This is a genomic window from Streptomyces sp. NBC_00513 (assembly GCF_041431415.1).
Taxonomy (GTDB): Bacteria; Actinomycetota; Actinomycetes; order Streptomycetales; family Streptomycetaceae; genus Streptomyces.
Genome location: NZ_CP107845.1, coordinates 7,194,356 through 7,213,019, shown reverse-complemented (window position 1 = coordinate 7,213,019; position 18,664 = coordinate 7,194,356). Strand labels below are relative to the sequence as shown.

The 18,664-nt window shown below is 71.5% G+C and carries 16 protein-coding genes and 1 pseudogene; 5 read left to right on the top strand and 12 right to left on the bottom strand.

Annotated features, from left to right (window positions below):
• Nucleotides 1-232: 232 nt before the first annotated feature.
• The 4 genes from OHA84_RS32440 to OHA84_RS32425 form a co-directional block, all read right to left on the bottom strand.
• Nucleotides 233-1,066 carry a CAP domain-containing protein gene (locus OHA84_RS32440; protein WP_266968362.1) on the bottom strand — a complete coding sequence of 278 codons (834 nt, stop codon included), beginning with the start codon at nucleotides 1,064-1,066 and terminating at the stop codon, nucleotides 233-235.
• A gap of 231 nt (nucleotides 1,067-1,297) precedes the next feature.
• On the bottom strand, nucleotides 1,298-2,719 hold the full coding sequence (locus OHA84_RS32435; RefSeq protein ID WP_266968364.1) for a HAMP domain-containing sensor histidine kinase: 1,422 nt from the start codon (nucleotides 2,717-2,719) through the stop codon (nucleotides 1,298-1,300).
• Complete coding sequence (locus tag OHA84_RS32430) at nucleotides 2,716-3,438, bottom strand: response regulator transcription factor (RefSeq protein ID WP_266952792.1); 723 nt, start codon at nucleotides 3,436-3,438, stop codon at nucleotides 2,716-2,718. The genes OHA84_RS32435 and OHA84_RS32430 overlap by 4 nt, the downstream gene beginning before the upstream one ends.
• A gap of 186 nt (nucleotides 3,439-3,624) precedes the next feature.
• Nucleotides 3,625-3,750 carry a hypothetical protein gene (locus tag OHA84_RS32425; protein ID WP_266968365.1) on the bottom strand — a complete coding sequence of 42 codons (126 nt, stop codon included), beginning with the start codon at nucleotides 3,748-3,750 and terminating at the stop codon, nucleotides 3,625-3,627.
• Between OHA84_RS32425 and OHA84_RS32420 the strand changes: the two genes are divergently transcribed.
• The gene (locus OHA84_RS32420; RefSeq protein ID WP_266968366.1) at nucleotides 3,743-4,195 is read left to right on the top strand and encodes a hypothetical protein; all 453 of its coding nucleotides are present in this window, start codon (nucleotides 3,743-3,745) and stop codon (nucleotides 4,193-4,195) included. The genes OHA84_RS32425 and OHA84_RS32420 overlap by 8 nt on opposite strands.
• Before the next feature lie 122 nt (nucleotides 4,196-4,317).
• Here the strand turns inward: OHA84_RS32420 and OHA84_RS32415 are convergent, their stop codons facing one another.
• The 3 genes from OHA84_RS32415 to OHA84_RS32405 all read right to left on the bottom strand — a co-directional run bounded on the left by OHA84_RS32415 (nucleotide 4,318) and on the right by OHA84_RS32405 (nucleotide 7,690).
• Entirely contained in the window at nucleotides 4,318-6,036 is a 1,719-nt protein-coding gene (locus tag OHA84_RS32415) for an acyl-CoA dehydrogenase family protein (protein ID WP_266968367.1), read from the bottom strand.
• Between the two features lie 78 nt (nucleotides 6,037-6,114).
• Nucleotides 6,115-6,684, bottom strand: a complete 570-nt coding sequence (locus tag OHA84_RS32410; RefSeq protein ID WP_266968368.1) for a PadR family transcriptional regulator — start codon at nucleotides 6,682-6,684, stop codon at nucleotides 6,115-6,117.
• A 214-nt stretch (nucleotides 6,685-6,898) separates the two neighbouring features.
• Complete coding sequence (locus OHA84_RS32405; protein WP_266952782.1) at nucleotides 6,899-7,690, bottom strand: SDR family oxidoreductase; 792 nt, start codon at nucleotides 7,688-7,690, stop codon at nucleotides 6,899-6,901.
• 255 nt (nucleotides 7,691-7,945) lie between these two features.
• On the opposite strand from OHA84_RS32405, the gene OHA84_RS32400 reads away from it, so the two are divergent.
• The gene (locus tag OHA84_RS32400) at nucleotides 7,946-8,581 is read left to right on the top strand and encodes a TetR/AcrR family transcriptional regulator (protein WP_266968369.1); all 636 of its coding nucleotides are present in this window, start codon (nucleotides 7,946-7,948) and stop codon (nucleotides 8,579-8,581) included.
• Here the strand turns inward: OHA84_RS32400 and OHA84_RS32395 are convergent.
• Together OHA84_RS32395 and OHA84_RS32390 are read right to left on the bottom strand one after the other, a co-directional pair.
• Nucleotides 8,548-9,033: a hypothetical protein gene (locus tag OHA84_RS32395; RefSeq protein ID WP_266952778.1), complete on the bottom strand. Its 486-nt coding sequence runs from the start codon at nucleotides 9,031-9,033 to the stop codon at nucleotides 8,548-8,550. The genes OHA84_RS32400 and OHA84_RS32395 overlap by 34 nt on opposite strands.
• 139 nt (nucleotides 9,034-9,172) lie before the next feature.
• Nucleotides 9,173-9,588 (bottom strand): annotated as a pseudogene (locus OHA84_RS32390) (Fur family transcriptional regulator).
• Between the two features lie 357 nt (nucleotides 9,589-9,945).
• Here OHA84_RS32390 and katG point away from each other — a divergent pair.
• Both katG and OHA84_RS32380 read left to right on the top strand, forming a co-directional pair.
• Entirely contained in the window at nucleotides 9,946-12,180 is a 2,235-nt protein-coding gene (katG, locus tag OHA84_RS32385; protein ID WP_266968370.1) for a catalase/peroxidase HPI, read from the top strand.
• A gap of 110 nt (nucleotides 12,181-12,290) precedes the next feature.
• On the top strand, nucleotides 12,291-13,748 hold the full coding sequence (locus OHA84_RS32380) for an FUSC family protein (protein WP_266968371.1): 1,458 nt from the start codon (nucleotides 12,291-12,293) through the stop codon (nucleotides 13,746-13,748).
• Between the two features lie 138 nt (nucleotides 13,749-13,886).
• On the opposite strand, the gene OHA84_RS32375 is transcribed toward OHA84_RS32380, so the two are convergent.
• The gene (locus OHA84_RS32375) at nucleotides 13,887-14,384 is read right to left on the bottom strand and encodes a C40 family peptidase (protein WP_266952770.1); all 498 of its coding nucleotides are present in this window, start codon (nucleotides 14,382-14,384) and stop codon (nucleotides 13,887-13,889) included.
• A gap of 348 nt (nucleotides 14,385-14,732) precedes the next feature.
• A complete protein-coding gene (gene argG, locus OHA84_RS32370; protein WP_266952768.1) occupies nucleotides 14,733-16,181 on the bottom strand; it encodes an argininosuccinate synthase in 1,449 nt (482 codons plus the stop codon).
• A gap of 219 nt (nucleotides 16,182-16,400) precedes the next feature.
• On the opposite strand from argG, the gene OHA84_RS32365 reads away from it, so the two are divergent.
• Nucleotides 16,401-17,375 (top strand): helix-turn-helix domain-containing protein, encoded by a 975-nt coding sequence (locus tag OHA84_RS32365; protein WP_266952766.1) that lies wholly within the window; start codon nucleotides 16,401-16,403, stop codon nucleotides 17,373-17,375.
• Here the strand turns inward: OHA84_RS32365 and OHA84_RS32360 are convergent.
• Complete coding sequence (locus OHA84_RS32360; RefSeq protein ID WP_266952764.1) at nucleotides 17,360-18,349, bottom strand: alpha/beta hydrolase; 990 nt, start codon at nucleotides 18,347-18,349, stop codon at nucleotides 17,360-17,362. The two genes, OHA84_RS32365 and OHA84_RS32360, sit on opposite strands and share 16 nt — an antisense overlap.
• Nucleotides 18,350-18,664: the final 315 nt, after the last annotated feature.

The window sequence follows — 18,664 nt, the reverse complement described above, 5'->3', positions numbered from 1 at the left end:
GCGCTCGATCATTCGAACACTCTTCGTGGAGCGTTCAGGTCACCATGCCCGGGTGACCTGACGCCATTCGGCGGGATCGGGTAAAGGGCCGCACACGGAAGGGCCGTCCGCACCGGGGGAGCGGTGCGGACGGCCGTGGTCGTCGTCCGGTCCCGGCACGGCGGAGCCGTCGCGGAGACCGGGTGCGCGGGGCCCTGTTCGCCGGGGTCGCGGCGCCGGGGTCGCGGCCCCGCTACTGGGGGCGGGCGAAGTCCTGGGTCCACCACGGGCCCCCGCCGCCCTGCACGACGCCGACGCCGATCTCGGTGAAGTTGCAGTTCAGGATGTTCGCGCGGTGCCCGGGGCTCTTCATCCAGGAGTCCATGACCTCCGTCGCGTTCGCCTGTCCCCTGGCGATGTTCTCGCCCGTCGCGGACCACTTGTAGCCGGTCGCGCTGATGCGGCCCGACATGGTGGATCCGTCCGGTCCGGTGTGGGAGAGCTCTCCGGAGCGGGCCATCACCCCGGTGTACGACTGGGCCGCGGAGGTCAGTTTGGCGTTCGCCGTCAGGTCGCCGCAGCCGGCCTGCCGGCGTTCGGCGTTCACCAGGCTGATGACCTGGGCGACCGCCCCCGAGGGGGGCGGGACGGGGTCGGCCGGTGCGGGCTTCCTGGGTTTGCCGGCCGGCTTGACGGGGGCGGGGGCCGGGCCGGGGGCCGCCTTCTTCTCGGTCGTGTCACGGGGTGCGGTGGCCGTGGGGGTCGTCGCGGAGGCCTTCGGCGAGGCGGACGAGGTCGTCGGGCTCGGCGAGGCGGTCGCGGTGGGGGACGCGGACTCCGTCGGCCGTGCGCTCCGCGTCGTCGCGGAGTCGGACGCGGACGCGGATCCTCCGGCCGGGAGGGAGTCCGCCCGGACGTCGGAGTCGGCCGTGCGGGCGTTCCCCGCCGAGTCGCCCGCGAAGTCCAGGGCGAGCACTCCCACCGTGCCGGCCGCCAGGGTCCCCACGGCGGCCAGGACCACGCGCCGGGCCCGCGGGTGACGCGCGGCGCGGTGGCCGCCGGGTATGCGGGGCTGGGGGGTTCGCATGGCAGGGGCCTCCGTACAGGCGGGTGTCGCACACGCCGGGTCGCGCCACGGGCGTGGTGCCGCGCCGGTGTCGGGCGGCTCCGTACGACTGTACGAGTCGCACGGGCCGCCGGACGGCCTCTGAAGGGAGCCCGCAGGTGCCCTTAAGGAACCGCTCAGACTTCGGTGCTCGCGACCGGTGTCGGATCGTGCCGGTGTCCGCCCGCGCCGGCCACCGCCGGGGCCGACCGGTCAGTCCGTCTGCTGTCGTCTGCCGCCGCGTCGGCGCCGACCGCGCAGGGAGCGCCGGGCGGTGTCGGTGGAGGAGCCGGTGGACAGGCCGAAGGTGACGCGTACGGAGGCGCCTCCCAGGGCGGCACGCCCGATCCGTACGGTGCCTCCGGTCGCCGTCGCCGCCCGCCGGACGATGTCCAGCCCCAGGCCCGTCGATCCGGTGCTGCTCCCGCGCGTCAACGCCTGGTCCGGGTCGGGGATGCCGGGGCCGGCGTCCTCGACCAGCAGTTCCACCGCCTGCGCGGTGCGGTCCACGGCGATCGTGAACGCCGTGCCGTCGTCCGTGTACCGGAACACGTTCCCCACCAGGGCGTCCACGACGGCGGCCACGTCGTCGTGGGCGAGGTCGACGGTGGTGGCCTCCTCGGCGATGCGCAAGGAGCAGCGTCTTCCCTGCTGTTCGGCGAGTACGGCCCAGAAGCCCGCCCGGCGGCGGATCACCTCGGCCGCCTCGCACCGCTCCCCCGCCGTCTTCCCGTGGGCCGCCGGCGTCGCGGTGCCCGTGTCGCCCGCCTCGCGCAGGGCGCGCCCCATCGGACCCATGGCGAGCGGGGTGCGTGCGGTGGTGATGATCGCCTGGAGTTCCGCCTCCAGTGCGCCGACCGCGGCCTCGACCCTGCCCGACTCCAGGCTCGGTCCCATCCGTTCGGTGGCGAGGTGCAGTGCCGTCAGCGGGGTGCGCAGCCGGTGGGAGAGGTCCGCGACGAGTTCCCTTTCGATGGCGAGGAGTTCGGTCATCCGGTCGGCCATGGCGTTGAAGGCCACGCCGGCGTCGCGCAGTTCGCTGGGTCCCATGGGGACGACACGGGTGTCGAGGTTGCCCTCCCCCAGTACGTAGGACGCCTGGGCGAGTTCCTTCGAGGACCGGACGACCTTCGCGCCGAGGCGGTCGGCGACGAGTACCGAGCCGATGAGCAGGCCGACCGCCAGGACCAGCATCACGGTCCACGAGGCGGCGACACCCCGGGTCAGGTCGTCCTCCGGGACGAAGTTCTCGACGACGGCGACCCGATCGTGCGGGAGCACGACCGGCTGGAGGAAGATCCAGCCGCCGCCGGGCACGTCCTGGGAGATGGACTCCCGGCCCTGTTTGGCCCGTTCGAGCAGCTCGGCGGGGGCGTGACTGGTGCCGAGTTCGCGCGCGTCGGGCAGGTGGATGGCCAGGTGTTCCGCCCGGTCCAGGCCCGCCATGGATTCCCGGAGGTCGTCGGGGTCGGTGGTCAGGGTCAGGATGGGCGCCATGGCGGCGGCCGGTTGTTCGGCGGCCGTGATGCTCTGTTCCCGGGCCAAGGACATGACCAGTACGGCGAGCGGGATCAGGAACGAGAGGGCGACCATGGAGGTGACGGCGAGGGCCACTCCCGCCAGGGAGCGTCTCAACGGGGTTCCACCATTTTGATGCCGACTCCCCGCACGGTCCTCAGATAGCGGGGCGCGGCGGCGCTCTCGCCGAGTTTGCGACGCACTGCCGAGAGGTGCACGTCGACCGTCTGGTCGTCCACGTAGGGTTCGCGCCACACCTCGCTGAGGAGCCGACGCTTGGAGACGACCTGTCCCGCGTGATGGGCGAGGAATGCCAGGAGATCGAACTCTCGGCGGGTGAACCGGAGTTCCCGTCCGGCGAGGACGGCGGTGCGGGCCAAGGGGTCCAGCGTCAATTGACCGACGGACACCGGCCGCATCAGGTCGGCCGGGCCGGCCGGACGGGGAGCGCCGGCCGGATCCGTGGTGTGCGTTCCCGTCGTGCGGCGCAGCACCGCGGAGAGGCGGGCCACGAGTTGGCCGCCCGAGAACGGTTTGACCAGGTAGTCGTCGGCGCCCGCGTTGAGCAGCCTGATGATCTCCGCCTCGTCGTCGCGGGCGGTGGCGACCACCACGGGCACCGGGGATATGCCCCTGATCATGCGGAGTGCGTCGCCTCCGTCCAGGTCCGGCAGCCCGAGGTCGAGCACGACCGCGTCGAACGACGTCCGGGTGATTTCCCGCAAGGCTCCGAAACCGTCGCCTGTGTTGTGGACGGCGTACCCCTGCTCGGAGAGTATTTCGATCAGGAACGCGCGAATGCGGGGGTCGTCCTCGACGACGAGTACACGGGGCATGCGGGACACCTTATCCAGCGCTCCATTTGACCGGAATCGAGGAGCCGGGTGTCACTCTCCACAGCCTTTCCGACATTCCACCGGATGTCGGTCACCGAAATGTGCTGCCCTTTCCGGTGACGTTCAGGGGGACCGGATGGTCCGTCACCACGTCGGCGTTCGGCCGCGGCGGGCTCGCCGACCGCGTCAGAAGGACGTCTCCAGCACGGTGGCCCTCGCCGACGGCACGACGGTCGCCGTGATCTGCGAACGGTGACCGCTGCCGGAGAAGGTGACGGTCAGCGTGTCGTCGGCGGATTGGGCGGTGGCCACCTTGAATCCGGGCGCCGGAACCGCGGAGATCAGGCACACCCCGTCGTTTCCGTACCGCACGGTCGCCTTGCCGCCCGTCGACGGGATGGTGTGCGGACCCGACCCGCCCCGCTCGCAGCTCTGGGCCGGGGTGCGGGGTGTGCCGCTCTGGGTGGAGGAGGCGCTCGCGCGGTTGCTCGGCGCGGACGGGCGCGGCGTGTTCGCGGCGGAGGGCGACGGCGAGGAGGCCTGCGGGCCGGGAGCCGAGGGCGAAGTGGAGGCACTCGCGGAGACGGACGCGGAAGCGGAGGCGGTGACCGACGCCGGCGGGCTCGATGAGGGGAACACGGTCGGCGCCGACCGGGCGACCGGGGGTTTCGGTCGGGTGGAGCCCGTCACGAAGTCGACGGTGGCCATGACGGCCGTCACGCTGGCGGCCGTACAGGACATCCATATGAGCAGGTAGCGCGGGAAGCGGAAGCGGTGCACGCCACCATAGTGACGGAGGTGCGGCCCGGTTGGTGACCCGGTACGCGCTCCCCCGCCGCCTGGCTCACCGACCTGCGGTGAGCCGGGCGGCGGTGACGGCTACGGCGCCATCTCGTACGTCCCGGACAGCGCCTCGACCCGCGCCCACACGCGCGCCGAGCGCGCCTCGTCCACGACGGGGCGTCGTACCGCGCCGAGTGCCCAGTCCTGCTGCTGCGCGGTGGCGGAGTCCTTGCCGTGCAGTTCGACGGCGTGCGCGGAGAAGTCGCGCACGAGGACGGAGAACAGTTCGTCCAGCACGTCCTCGTCCAGGCCCGTGAGGCGGGCCTGCTCCAGGATCAGCTGGCCGTGGACCACGAGGGCGAACAGTTGGCCCACGGCGAGCAGCAGGTCCAGGTCGCGGCTCTGCTCCTCGTCGGGGGCGGCGGTGGCCACGAACTCGCACAGCGCGTCCGCCTGCTCGCGCAGCCGCGCGACGTTCGGGACCTCGGCGTACGCCTCGTAGGCGGTGCGCCAGTCGTGGAAGCGCACGGAACCCAGGCCCCGGGCGGGGCCCTGGCGGAAGAGGAACGCGTCGTCGGCGGCGTCGAGCCGGGTCGGGACGGGTGCGTAGTCGGCCGGGTCCAGCAGGTGGTTGCGCATGAACTTGAGGATCAGCGCGAGGTTGACGTGGACCGTGCCCTCCAGCTTGGGCAGCCCGCGGATCTCGACGGCGGCCTGGGCGAAGTACGTGTCCTTCTCGAAGCCCTTGGCGGCGATGACGTCCCACAGGAGGTCGATGACCTTCTCGCCCTCGGTGGTCACCTTCATCTTCGTCATCGGATTGAACAGCAGGTACCGGCGGTCGTCGGGGCCCGCGGAGCGGAAGTAGTCCACGGCGCGGTCGCTGAAGAGCTTCATTCCCACGAGGCGGACGTACGCGTCGCTCAACTCGCGCCGCACGTGCGGGAAGGCGGTGACGGGGCGCCCGTAGAGCACGCGGTTGTGCGCGTGGGTGACGGCCTCGTACATCGCGTGCTCGCAGATGCCGATGGAGGCGGTGCAGAGGTTGAACTTGCCCACGTTGACCGTGTTGAGGGCGGCGTCGAAGGCGGCCCGGCCGGTGTGCAGGACGTCCTGCGGGGTGACCGGGTAGTCCGTCAGACGGAACTCGCTGACGTACTTCGAGGAGTCGACGACGTTCTTCACGAGCTCGTACGACGGGTGGCGGCTGTCGGCCGCGAAGAAGACGTACCCGTCGGGGCCCTCGACGTCGGTGCGGCGACCGAAGACGGACACCAGGCCGGCGGCGTTGCCGTTGCCGATGTAGTACTTGGAGCCGCTCGCCCGGAACCCGCCGTCGCCGTCGGGCTCCAGGAGCATGTCGGTGGAGTAGATGTCGGCGCCGTGCGTCTTCTCGGACAGGCCGAAGGCGAACACCTCGCCCTGGTCGAGGAGTTCGGCCGCACGGCTGCGGGCGTCGGCGTTGTCGCTCTGCCAGACGGGCCCGAGACCGAGGATGGTCACCTGCCACGCGTACCAGTAGTCGAGACCGTAGAACCCGAAGATCTCGTTGAGGGCGGCGATCCGGGCGGTGTCCCAGCGCCGGCCCTCCTGCGCGGAGGCGGAAGCCGGGGTGAGGAAGGTGGCGAACAGGCCTTCCTTGGCGGAGAAGGCGAGGAAGTCGCCCAGCCAGGCGCGGGACCGGTAGTCCTCGATCAGCCGGCGCTTGCCGCGCTCCTCGAACCAGTCGACGGTGGCGCGCAGCAGCCTGCGGGTCTCGGGGTCGAAGTGCCGCGGGTCGTAGGTGCGCGGGTTGAACAGCAACGGGTCGGCCATGGAGGTTCGCCTTCCGAGGGGTCGGGGGTACGGCTGGGAGGTGCGGAGTCGGTGATGTGGAGCCGGGGGTGGGCGCGGTCAGGCGTCCGGTTGGGAGGACTCGCCGATCCGGCGGACGGTGGCGAGTACGTCGTCGAGCCAGGCGACGGTCATGCGTTCGTACGCGATGCCGCCGCGCAGCACGACGTGTTGCAGTTCCTGCCCGGCGTCGGGCGGCGTGGGGGCCTCGGGCCCGGTGAAGTCGCGCCGTTCCCCGGCGAGGTAGTGCGCGAGGCGGTCGGCGTGTACCTGGCGGTGCCGTTCGACCTCGCGGGTGAGCGCGGCCGGGTCGTCGAAGGCCGCGCCGCGGATCTTCACGGCGAGGTCGTGCCGCAGGCTCTCGGGCTCGATCGGTTCGTGCAGCCACCCGGAGAGCGCGGTGCGCCCGGCGTCGGCGACGGAGTATTCCTTCTTGTCCGGGCGGCCCTGTTGCGGCACCTCGCGGACGGCGAGCAGGCCGTCGCTCTCCATGCGCTTGAGCACGCGGTAGATCTGCTGGTGGGTGGCGGTCCAGAAGTAGCCGATGGACCGCTCGAAGCGCCGGGCCAGCTCATAGCCGGAGCCCGGCTTCTCCAGCAGCGAGACGAGGATCGCGTGTTCGAGCGCCATACCGCGATCCTTCTATGCAACTCGTTGCATAGACAAGTCGCAGAGGCCGGGTGAGACGTGACTCACCCGGGACGCCCCGTCTCGCCGAGGCACCGGGGCGGGTTCACCCGCGGTGCGCCACCGCCGCCCGCCGTTCGGCCCGCACGAACGCGGCGGGGAGCCACTTCACCCGCTCCCCCTTTCCGGGTACGCGGCCCGCCCCGCCGGTGTCCGCTCACCGACTTCCGCGCTGCGCCTCCACGATCCGGCTCACCGTGCCGTCCACTCCCGCGCGGCGCTGCACCCTCTCGGAGAAGGCCGGGAACTGGCCGGCGATGGCACTGAGCAGCCTCAGCTCGATCGGGGCCACGTTGACTTCGCACAGGTCGCGCTCGACGGCGCGCGTCACGCCCCGAGCCACGTCCTCCGGCGCCACCGTCCGTACGCCGCCCGGAGGGGTCGATCCCGTCGCGGCGAACATGCCCGCGTCCCGTACGTATCCCGGTTGGACGAGCGAGAGTCCGACACCGGTGCCCCGCAGGTCCTGGCGGAAGGCCAGCGCGAAGCCGCGCAGGCCGAACTTCGAGGCGTTGTAGAGCGAGGAGGACTTGGTGGCGGCCTTCCCGGAGATCGAGCCGACGAGCACGATGTGGCCCTTGCCCGCCTCGACCATGCGGGGCGCGAGCAGGCGGGTCAGCATGACGGGGGCGCGCAGGTTCACGGCCAGGGAGCGGTCGACCTGCTCGGGCGTGTAGTCGAGCAGGTCGCCGCTGGACGGAAGGGCCGCGTTGGCGATGAGGATGTCCGTGTCGGGGCAGGCCTCGGCGAGACGGGTGACGTCGTCCGGGTCGGCGAGATCGGCGAGGACGGATCGGGCGCCGAGTTCGTCGGCCACGGCCTTGAGGGCCTCCTCCCGACGTCCCGTGATCACGAGTTTCGCGCCCTTCGCGGTGAGCGCGCGGGCCAGCGTCAGGCCTATGCCACCCGTGACGCCGGTGAGGAGAACGGTCGATCCGGTGATGCGCATCCCAAGATCCTCCTTCTTGTTCGTTCGAACGAACAATAGAGAGTGGGTCCCGGCGTGTCCACGTCGGGAACCGGACTGCGTGGACTCCCGAACACCCCCCTCGCGCAGCGTGGTTGGCTCGGAAGGGGCCGGCGAGGGACCGTCCGCGAACCGGCGGAGGAGGCGTCCCCCGCCGGACGCCTCACCCGGGGGCGGGCCGCCGTTTGCGACAATCCCCCTGTTGATCGACGGCCGCGAGGAAGCAGGGTGGAGCACGTGGCTCAGCAGGCAGAGGACCGCGCTCCGGACGGCCGCGCGGAGCGCGGACGGCAGTCGCGCGTGAAGATCGCGGATGCCGTGCTGGCGCTGCTCGACGAGGGGGAGACGCACTTCGCCGCGGATCGCGTGGCCGAGCGCGCGGGCGTGTCCCGCCGGCTGGTGTTCCACCATTTCGCGGACATGGCCCAGTTGGTCGAAACCGCCATCGCCCGCAGGTTGGAGCAGCTGATCGAGCAGATCCAACCCCTGCCGACACAGGGCGCGCGCACCGCCCGGGTCGCGGCCCTCACGGAACAGCGCGCCAGGATCCTGGAATGGATCACACCGGCTCAGCTGACGACCCTGCGCCTGGAGCGTCGGTCCGAGCGGATCGACGAGGTCACCCGACAGGTGCTGGACCTGGCGCGCGAGCGCTTGGCGACGGTCTTCGCCGAGGAGCTCGACCGGGCGCCGGCCGACCGGGCGGCCGACCTGCTCAACGGTCTGGACGCCGTGACCACCTGGGGTGCCTGGTACCACTGGCGCAGCAGCGGCCTCGACATCGACGCGGCGCACCGTGCCATGGAGACCTCGGTGCACGCCCTTCTGGCGGCGACGGATCAGACGGCGGATCCGGCGGATCCGGGGCGGTGATCCCCGGCCGCCGGGGACGGGGTGTGACCGTGCCCGGACAGCCTCGCGTGCAGGGTGGGCCCGCCCGCCGCCACGAGAACGAACAGGCAGCCGGCGGTGACGAGGCTCGGCTCGGGGAGCCACGCGCCCAGGATCCAGTCGAGGATCAGCGCGACGGCCACGAGCAGCACCTTGGCCGCCAGGAGCGAGAGGACCAGCCGCTTGTCGCGGGCCGTCCCGGCTCGGGCCCGCCGGCGGCCGTTCAGGGTCATCGCCAGTGCGGCCACGGCGAGGATGGCCAGCACGCGCAGTGCGTGCTCGGCGGGCGGAGTGTCACCGCCGAGGGCCCAGACCGCACCCATGACCAGGCCCGCCACGGCGTACGCGACGGTCTCGGCGTGCCGGGACGTCCACGTGCGGGCTCGGGTGAGCGGCCGGGCCCGCTCTGCCGCGGGTCGGTCGGACGATGCCACGCCCGGGGGCCTGCGAGTCTCGACAGTGGCCGGCATTTCGACCCCTCGATCGCTGGAGGACAACACTTATTGCACTTCGAGTGTCATATGTTTCGCCCCCTCCGTCAAGCGATGCGAGGCCGACCCTGATCGCGAGGGCCTACGCGCAGGAAGGGCACAGGCCCCGGTAGGTGACCTCCACCGCGGAAACGGAGAACCCGAACCGCTCCTCCGCGGGAAGGTCCGACAGGGGGCTGCCGGTCGGGTGGACGTCGCGGATGGTCCCGCAGCCGGAGCACACCAGGTGGTGGTGCGGCTGGTGCGCGTTGGGGTCGTAGCGCTTCGCCCGTCCGTCGGTGGACAACTCCCTGACCTCGCCCAGGACGACCAGCTCACCGAGGGCGTTGTAGACGGTCGCCCGCGAGATCTCGGGCAGTCGCTCCACCGCGCGGGCGTGCACCTCGTCGGCCGTCAGGTGCACGTGATCACCGTCGAGCACCTCCGCCACGACACGTCGCTGCGCTGGGAGGTCATCCTCCAGCCACGCCCCCGCAGTCGATCCAGCAGATCACTCATGTCGGTTCACCATTTCAGGTTCGGCGGGAGCCCGGAGTTCGCGGGTCCGTCCGGAATCCTATGGGATATGGGTCTGGTGCCCTTCTTGACTTGGACTCTGTCCATCGTAGGATCGGTTCTGTCGACAGCCAAGGGACAGGAAGATTTCCAGCACCGCAGGAGACACCGACGTGACGGACCGCCCCCGCGCAGCAGCCGGGCCGCGTCCGACCGACCGGGCGCCGGTCGGGTTCGGCACGCGCACCGTGTGGTCGCCGGCGTCCGCTCCCGCCCCCTGCGCCCTGACCCCGATCGTTTCGCTGTCTCGCCGCCCGCAGTCGCCTGGCACCGAGATCCGCTTGGCCCGGAAGGATTCCCATGTCTGAGAACCATGACGCAATCGTCGTAGACGCGAAGACGAACGAGGGCGGAGGTGGCTGCCCGGTCGCGCACGAGCGGGCCGCCCACCCGACGCAGGGTGGTGGAAACCGCCAGTGGTGGCCGGAGCGGCTCAACCTGAAGATCCTCGCCAAGAACCCCGCCGTGGCCAACCCCCTCGGCGAGGAGTTCGACTACGCCGAGGCGTTCAACAACCTCGACCTCGCGGCCGTGAAGCGGGACATCGCCGAGGTGCTGACGGACTCGCAGGACTGGTGGCCGGCCGACTTCGGCAACTACGGCCCGTTCATGGTCCGTATGGCGTGGCACAGCGCGGGCACCTACCGCATCAGCGACGGCCGCGGCGGCGCCGGTGCCGGACAGCAGCGCTTCGCCCCCCTCAACAGCTGGCCGGACAACGGCAACCTGGACAAGGCCCGCCGCCTGCTGTGGCCGGTGAAGAAGAAGTACGGCCAGAGCATCTCCTGGGCCGACCTCATGATCCTGACCGGCAACGTCGCCCTGGAGTCGATGGGCTTCGAGACGTTCGGCTTCGCCGGCGGCCGCGCGGACGTGTGGGAGCCCGACGAGGACGTCTACTGGGGTCCCGAGACCACCTGGCTCGACGACGAGCGCTACACGGGCGACCGCGAGCTGGAGAACCCGCTCGGCGCGGTCCAGATGGGCCTGATCTACGTCAACCCCGAAGGCCCGAACGGTACCCCCGACCCGCTCGCCGCGGCGCGCGACATCCGTGAGACGTTCCGCCGCATGGCGATGAACGACGAGGAGACGGTCGCCCTCATCGCGGGTGGCCACACCTTCGGCAAGACCCACGGCGCCGGCCCGGCGGACCACGTCGGCGACGACCCCGAGGCCGCGTCCATCGAGCAGCAGGGCCTGGGCTGGAGCAACACCTTCGGCACCGGCAAGGGCGGGGACACGATCACCAGCGGCCTTGAGGGCATCTGGACGAACACCCCGGTGACCTGGGACAACACCTTCTTCGACATCCTCTTCGGATACGAATGGGAGCTGTTCAAGAGCCCGGCCGGCGCGCACCAGTGGCGGCCGAAGGACAACGGCGGGGCGGGCACCGTTCCCGACGCCCACGACGCGTCCAAGACCCACGCGCCGACGATGCTGACGACGGACCTGTCGCTGCGCGTCGACCCGGCGTACGAGCAGATCTCGCGGCGCTTCCACGAGAACCCGGCCGAGTTCGCGGACGCCTTCGCCCGCGCGTGGTTCAAGCTGACGCACCGTGACATGGGTCCGATCGTGCGCTACCTCGGCCCGGAGGTCCCCTCCGAGACGCTGCTGTGGCAGGACCCGCTCCCCGCGGTGACGCACGCGCTCGTCGACGCGGAGGACGTCGCCGACCTCAAGAGCAGGGTCCTCGCCTCGGACCTGTCGGTGTCCGCGCTCGTGTCCGCGGCGTGGGCGTCCGCCTCGTCGTTCCGCGGCAGCGACAAGCGCGGTGGCGCCAACGGTGCGCGCATCCGCCTCGAACCGCAGAGCGGTTGGGAGGTCAACAACCCCGACGAGCTGGCGACGGTACTGCGCACGCTGGAAGGCGTCCGGGAGGCCTTCAACTCCGCCCGCTCCGACGGCAAGCAGGTCTCGCTCGCCGACCTGATCGTGCTGGCCGGCGGCGCGGCCGTCGAACAGGCCGCCAAGAACGCGGGCTTCGACGTGCGGGTCCCCTTCACCCCCGGCCGGGTGGACGCGTCCCAGGAGCAGACGGACGTGGAGTCGTTCGCGGCCCTGGAGCCGGTCGCCGACGGTTTCCGCAACTACCTCGGCAAGGGCAACCGGCTGCCGGCCGAGTACCTGCTCATCGACCGGGCGAACCTGTTGACGTTGAGCGCGCCCGAGATGACGGTCCTCGTCGGTGGGCTCCGTGTGCTCGGCGCGAACCACCAGAAGTCCTCGGCGGGCGTCCTCACCAAGACGCCCGAGTCGCTGACGAACGACTTCTTCGCCAACCTGCTCGACCTCGGCACCACGTGGACGGCGACGTCCCAGGACGCGAACACCTTCGAGGGTCGCGACTCCTCCACGGGCGAGGTCAAGTGGACCGGCACCCGCGCCGACCTCGTCTTCGGCTCGAACTCCGAGCTGCGCGCGGTCGCTGAGGTCTACGCGAGCGACGACGCGAAGGAGAAGTTCGTCAAGGACTTCGTCGCCGCGTGGGACAAGGTGATGAACCTGGACCGGTTCGACCTCGTCTGATCGCGGCGTCCGGGTCGGCCCCACCGGCCGACCCGGACCTCGACACCGGGGGAACGTCGACACAGGCGGAATGACGGGTGGGCCGACAGGGCCGCCCTAGAATCCGGCCCATGGCCGCTCCCCGCCCCCGTTTCGCGTCCACATTCGGCTCGACGGTCCGCGAATTGCGCGGGGTGTACCTCGCGCGTGAGGGTTCCGGCCGCTACGACTGGCACCTCGCCGTGGCGATGGCCCTGATGGTCGGCGCGCCGGTGCTGGTGGGGACGGCCACGGGGCGAACGTCGGAAGCCGTCGTCGTCTCCCTCGGCGCCTGGTTCACCTCGCTGGCCGTGCCGAGGGCGACGGCTGCCGACCGGGTCCGACAGTCGGCATTCCGTACGGTCCTGCTCACGTCCACCACCGCCGTCGGGCTGCTCGTCGGGAACCTCCTCTGGGCCGTGCTGCTCGTCTCGGCCGTCCTGTGCCTGTTGTCGCCCCTGACCTACGTCGGCGTCACCCCGCTGATCACGCTGGTGATGGCCGTCGGACCGCAGTCGGTGCCGGACACGGCCGAACACCTGCTGCTCTTCGCGGGCGGCTCGCTGTGGGCCGGCGCCATCCTGCTCGTGCCGTTCCTCGGCGGGGCCTACGCGACGCCGAGCGCCGGACGCCGCCAGGCCCGCCGCGGCGCCCGTGAGAGCCTCACCGCGCTCCGCCGGGCCGCGCGCGAGGGGAACCCGAGACTGCGCTACGCCGTACGGATCTGCGTGTGCTTCACCGTCGCCTACGCCGTACTCACCTGGCTGGACGTGCCGCACGCCGCCTGGGCGCTCGTCGGCATCCTCACGACCCTGCGGCCCAGTTGGGGCGCCACCCGCACCAGGATCACGAAGCGCCTCATCGGGCTGTGCCTCGGCTGCGTCCTGACCGTCGTACTGCTCGCCCTCACCTCGGGCCGACCGGTCACCGCGGCGATCGCGATCACCGTGTGCGGCGGGATCGCGCGGCCCATGCGGGGCTGGAACTACGGCTTCTGGCCCGTCTTCGGCACGCCGGTACTGATCCTGTTGACCGAGACCGATGCCCATGTGGTGTGGAGCGACGTGCTCCAGCGCCTCACGAACAACGCCCTGGGGGCCGTACTCGCCGCCGTGACCGTACTGTTCGTGTGGCCCGCCCGCGAGGAACGCCGGTTGCCGGAGAGGCTGCAGACCCTGCTGGAGACCCACGCCCGTTTCCTGGAGCGCGTGGCGACGGTGGTGGAGTACGGACCTCCGCCGGCGCGGGAGGGACGGGTACGGGCCGCGGAGGCGGCGAGCCTGGAGTTGCGCTCCGCGCTGGACCGGTTGAGCGGGCCGCACCTCGACGTGCTGGCCGCGGTGGTGGCCGCGGACCGGCTCCGCGGCGCGATCACGCCGCTCCGCCCGTACGCGATCTCCGGTCTCTCGGCGCCCGACCTGCGTACGGCCGCGAGAAGCCTCGACGCCACGGCGGCGGGCCTGACCTCGCTGGAATTCGACGCGACGGGCCGATCCGCGACCGGCGCCCTGGACTCGGCGCGCGCGGCCGTCGGGGCGGGCGCCGCGTAGGCGCCGGTCGCGCCCCGACGCGCACCCCTGCCCGAGCCTCTGCCCGCCGTCGGCAACCACGAGTGTGAAGGGGTGAGTTGGAGGTCCCTGTCGCCGTTCCCGGCGAGCCGTCCGCAGCCGGCGGAGGGGGCGGTGACGTCATGTGGCGCGGCCGTAGCGGACGTTGCCGGTCCAGATGCGTTCAAGGCGCACCGAGGCACCCGGACGCGGCGCGTGCCAGAGTATGTCGTTCCCGGCGTAGATGCCGACGTGTCCCACGGTCGAGCCCTTGGGGAAGAACACCAGGTCTCCCGCGGCCCGTTGGACGGAAGGGACGGGCCGGGTGTGTTCGTACTGCTGCTCGGCGGTGCGTGGCAGTTTCTTGCCGGCCCGCCGGAAGGCGTAGAGCGTCAATCCGGAGCAGTCGAAGCGTTCGGGGCCCGTCGCGCCGCGCGCGTACGGTGCGCCCTCTTTGGAAGCCGCCACGGCCAATGCCTTGTTGCCGTAGGCGGGGGCCACCTCGATGGGGGCCGCGTGCGCCGGAACCGCGGTGCCGGCGGGGGTCGCGATGGTGACGAGAAGCAGGAGCGGAGATGCGAGTCGAGCGGTTTTTCGGCGAAATGGGGCTTTACGTGCGTCCGTCGTGGAGTGGGGCATCGTGATACCTCCGTATTCGGATGCGAGACAGCCGACCTGTTTCTTCGAGTTGCTCCTTTCGTGGATTTCCGTTGACGCGTGACCGCCGACAAGTGTTCTTCACGTCAAGCCGGATAGCGGTGCGAGACACGGCATATACCGACTGTTTTCTGTAAAAGTTCGCCGTTCGAAAATCGGCTCCGCAACTCCCCTCGCGGTGACGGACCGTGGGCACCGGGCGCTCCCGCCGCACGACATGAAGGAGCCGGGCCCGCCATGCGGGCCCGGCTCGTACTTCTCCACCACGCCCCGGGGGGGCTCGACGCGCATCGACGGGCGCGCCGCCCGGGGCCTGGAACCGCGACCGGATCAGTCAGTGCCGAACTCCATCGCGGCACGGTCCAGCAGCTCGTCGTCGCCGGAGACCTCGCCGCGCGAGGCGATGGCCTCGGCGCCGCCCTCCGGCATGCTGCCGATCAGGCCGGTGGCGGCCGCCTGCGCGGCGCCGACCAGCGCGGGGCGGGCCGTGCCGACGATGCCGAGGCCCGCGTACTGCTCCAACTTGGCGCGCGAGTCGGCGATGTCGAGGTTGCGCATCGTGAGCTGACCGATCCGGTCCACCGGACCGAACGCCGAGTCCTCGGTGCGCTCCATCGAGAGCTTGTCCGGGTGGTAGCTGAAGGACGGGCCCGTGGTGTTGAGGAGCGAGTAGTCCTCACCGCGACGCAGCCGCAGGGTCACCTCGCCGGTCACCGCGGAGCCGACCCAGCGCTGGAGCGACTCGCGGACCATGAGGGCCTGCGGGTCCAGCCAGCGGCCCTCGTACATGAGCCGGCCGAGGCGCCGACCCTCGTTGTGGTACTGGGCGACGGTGTCCTCGTTGTGGATCGCGTTGACGAGACGCTCGTACGCGGCGTGCAGCAGGGCCATGCCGGGGGCCTCGTAGATGCCGCGGCTCTTCGCCTCGATGATCCGGTTCTCGATCTGGTCCGACATGCCGATGCCGTGCCGGCCGCCGATCGCGTTGGCCTCCATCACCAGGTCGACCGGCGAGGAGAACTCCTTGCCGTTGATCGTCACGGGACGGCCCTGGTCGAAGCCGATCGTCACGTCCTCGGCGGCGATCTCGACCGAGGGGTCCCAGAACCGCACGCCCATGATCGGCTCCACGGACTCCACGCCGGTGTCCAAGTGCTCCAGCGTCTTGGCCTCGTGGGTGGCGCCCCAGATGTTGGCGTCGGTCGAGTACGCCTTCTCGGTGCTGTCCCGGTAGGGAAGCCCGTGGGCGACCAGCCACTCCGACATCTCCTTGCGTCCACCGAGCTCGGAGACGAAGGCGGCGTCGAGCCACGGCTTGTAGATGCGCAGGTGGGGGTTGGCGAGCAGACCGTAGCGGTAGAACCGCTCGATGTCGTTGCCCTTGAACGTCGAGCCGTCGCCCCAGATCTGTACGTCGTCCTCGACCATCGCCCTGACCAGCAGCGTGCCGGTGACGGCGCGGCCGAGCGGGGTGGTGTTGAAGTAGGCACGGCCGCCGGAGCGGATGTGGAACGCGCCGCAGGCGAGCGCGGCCAGGCCTTCCTCGACCAGGGCCGCCCGGCAGTCGACCAGGCGCGCGACCTCGGCCCCGTAGGCCTGCGCCCGCCCGGGCACCGAGCCGATGTCGGGCTCGTCGTACTGGCCGATGTCGGCGGTGTAGGTGCACGGGACGGCACCCTTGTCGCGCATCCACGCGACCGCGACCGAGGTGTCGAGGCCGCCCGAGAAGGCGATGCCGACGCGCTCGCCGGCGGGCAGGGAGGTGAGAACCTTAGACATGGGAAGAGTATGCACCGAAACGCATGTCTATGCAAAACCTGCCCTGCCCTCGTGCGGTGCGGCTGATCCACGGGCACACCCGCGCGGACGCCGAGCGCCTCTTCGAGGACAGCGTCACCGCGCTCGACCGTGCGGCGTCCGGCCTCCGGACCGGCGGAACACTCGGCGGGCAACCGGTTACGACGGGTAATACCGCAGAATGCTTTCCTCGCTGGTCACATGGGGGGCGTCGTGCTGCTGCTGGATCTGACCACCGTGGCACCGGGCGAGCGAGTGGGGGCCTTCCACCACGCGCTGACCGACGACTCGGTACCCAACCACGTGGTCCACGAGGACGGCGGGACGTCCATCCACGCGCGGATGGAGCTGTGGCGGGTCGGCGGCCTCCCGATGTTCTCCACCCGCAACTCGGGTTTCACGGTGCACCGCACGGACCTGCACGTGCGCCGGCACCGCAGCGATCCGGTGGTCTCCGTCGCGCTCCAGCCGCACGGGCTCGGCCGGGCCGAACTCGCGGGACAACGGCAGGTGTTCGGACCGGACGACATCTGCGTGTTCCACGAACTGACACCACGGTCCTTCGGTTGGTCCGGCGACGGGGCCTCGCAGTCGCTGATGTTGGACGCCGAGCGGCTCGGCGTCCCGGTCGACACGGTGCTTCGGGCCGGCTTCCGACTGCGCGCCAGCCCCCTGTACGACCTGGTCCTGAACCACCTGCGCGGGCTGTGGCGGGACCCCGGCCGGTTGGAGGGTGATCCCGGTGCCCCGGCACTGGCGAACGCCACCGTCGAACTCGTCCGCGCGCTGCTGCTCTCGGCCGGGGCCGGTGAACGGGCACCGGAGACCAGGGAGGCCATGGACGACACCCTGGCGTCCCGCGTCCTGGCGCATGCCCGCCGCCACCTCGCCGACCGGGACCTCACCCCCGAGCGCCTGGCGGCGGAACACGCGGTTTCCGTGCGCCGGTTGTACGCGGTCCTCAGCCGCGAGGGGATCAGCCTGGAACAGTGGCTCATCACCGAACGCCTCGCGCTGGCACGGCGGATGCTCGCCTCCGCCCGGTGCGCGGGTCTCACCGTCGCGGCGGTCGCCGCCCGGTGCGGGTTCGCCGGGGCGAGTCACTTCAGCCGCAGGTTCCAGGCAGCGTACGGGCTGACTCCGAGCGAGTGGCGCAGGTCTCAACGTCCCGACTGATGCAGGGCGATGTGCAGGGTGTCCGTGATCTGGATGCGGGCCGCGCGGGCGGCGTGTGTGCCGCGGAGCAGGTCGAAGAGGACGAATCCGTGGATGGTGCCGTGGTAGCGGACCGACACCACGGGGACGTCCGCCTCCCTCAGCCGAGCCGCGTACGCCTCGCCCTCGTCGCGCAGCACGTCGGCCTCAGCGGTGAGGACCAGCGCCGGAGGCAGCCCCCTGAGCTGCTCGTTCGACGCCCTGAGCGGTGAGACGGCGCGCTGGGCGCGGGTCTCGGCGTCGGGCGCGTACTGCTCCCAGTAGTCCCGCATCGCGGCGCGTCCCAGGAAGTACCCCTCGGCGAACTCCTCGTAGGAGGGGGTGTCCATCGCGGCGTCGGTCACCGGGCAGACCAGGACCTGTTGGAGGAAGCGCGGCCCGCCGCACCGGTTCGCCCTCAGGGTGAGGGCCGCGGCGTGGTGCGCGCCGGCGCTGACCCCGACCACCGCCATCCTGGTCCCGTCCAGACCGCATTCGCCCCCCTGGCCGACGATCCAGCGCGCGACCGTGTGGGCCTGCTCGACGGCACCGGGGTGGCGTGCGTCGCCCGGAACGTCGTACTCGGGAATGACCACGGCGGCATCGGTGCCGAGGACGAGGTCGGCGACCAGTTGCCGGTGCGCGTACGCGTCGGTCAGCATCCAGCCCAGTCCGTGCAGGTAGAGGACCACCGGCAGCGGTCCGTCGCTGCCCGCCGGACGCAGGATCCGTACCCGGATCCGCCGGCCCGCCGGACCCGGGACGGCCAGCCACTCCTCCACGACGTCGGGTTCGGGCGGCGCGTCGCCCCCGTCCCAGAGGTCCGACACGCGGGCGCGCGAGGCCGCGGTGTCGAGCCCGTCGCGTGCCGTCGGGCACGAGTGGCGCCGTACGAAGGCCCGGACCTGGCGTTCGAGAACGGGTCCCGGCCGGACGGCCTCGACGTCGTTGTTCACGGGCACTCCTGCACGGGGCGTGGCCGCGGGCCTTCGACGGAGCGGCCCCTGACGGCCCCCCACGGCCGGGCAGGCTGGCGCTCGGTGCCGGATCCGGTCATGCCGCGGCACCGCAGACCCACCCTACGGAACGCCGGACGGGACTTCGACGGCGGCACCGTGCCCGTACGTGACGCTGCGTGCACAGTTCGCCGGGACGCGGTGCGCCGGGCGCACCGTGCGCGGCGCGGGCCGGTGCGGCCGGCCCGTGCCCGTATCCGTGCCCGTGTCCGTCGCCGCGCCCGTCGACGGCAGTCATATGACCTACCAGTCGTC

Bases quoted from the DNA above. Each gene is read 5' to 3' on its own strand.
- OHA84_RS32440 (WP_266968362.1), bottom strand. From the start codon at position 1,066: ATGCGAACCCCCCAGCCCCGCATACCCGGCGGCCACCGCGCCGCGCGT.
- OHA84_RS32430 (WP_266952792.1), bottom strand. From the start codon at position 3,438: ATGCCCCGTGTACTCGTCGTCGAGGACGACCCCCGCATTCGCGCGTTC.
- OHA84_RS32415 (WP_266968367.1), bottom strand. From the start codon at position 6,036: ATGGCCGACCCGTTGCTGTTCAACCCGCGCACCTACGACCCGCGGCAC.
- OHA84_RS32410 (WP_266968368.1), bottom strand. From the start codon at position 6,684: ATGGCGCTCGAACACGCGATCCTCGTCTCGCTGCTGGAGAAGCCGGGC.
- OHA84_RS32405 (WP_266952782.1), bottom strand. From the start codon at position 7,690: ATGCGCATCACCGGATCGACCGTTCTCCTCACCGGCGTCACGGGTGGC.
- katG (WP_266968370.1), top strand. From the start codon at position 9,946: ATGTCTGAGAACCATGACGCAATCGTCGTAGACGCGAAGACGAACGAG.
- OHA84_RS32380 (WP_266968371.1), top strand. From the start codon at position 12,291: ATGGCCGCTCCCCGCCCCCGTTTCGCGTCCACATTCGGCTCGACGGTC.
- OHA84_RS32375 (WP_266952770.1), bottom strand. From the start codon at position 14,384: ATGCCCCACTCCACGACGGACGCACGTAAAGCCCCATTTCGCCGAAAA.
- argG (WP_266952768.1), bottom strand. From the start codon at position 16,181: ATGTCTAAGGTTCTCACCTCCCTGCCCGCCGGCGAGCGCGTCGGCATC.
- OHA84_RS32365 (WP_266952766.1), top strand. From the start codon at position 16,401: ATGGGGGGCGTCGTGCTGCTGCTGGATCTGACCACCGTGGCACCGGGC.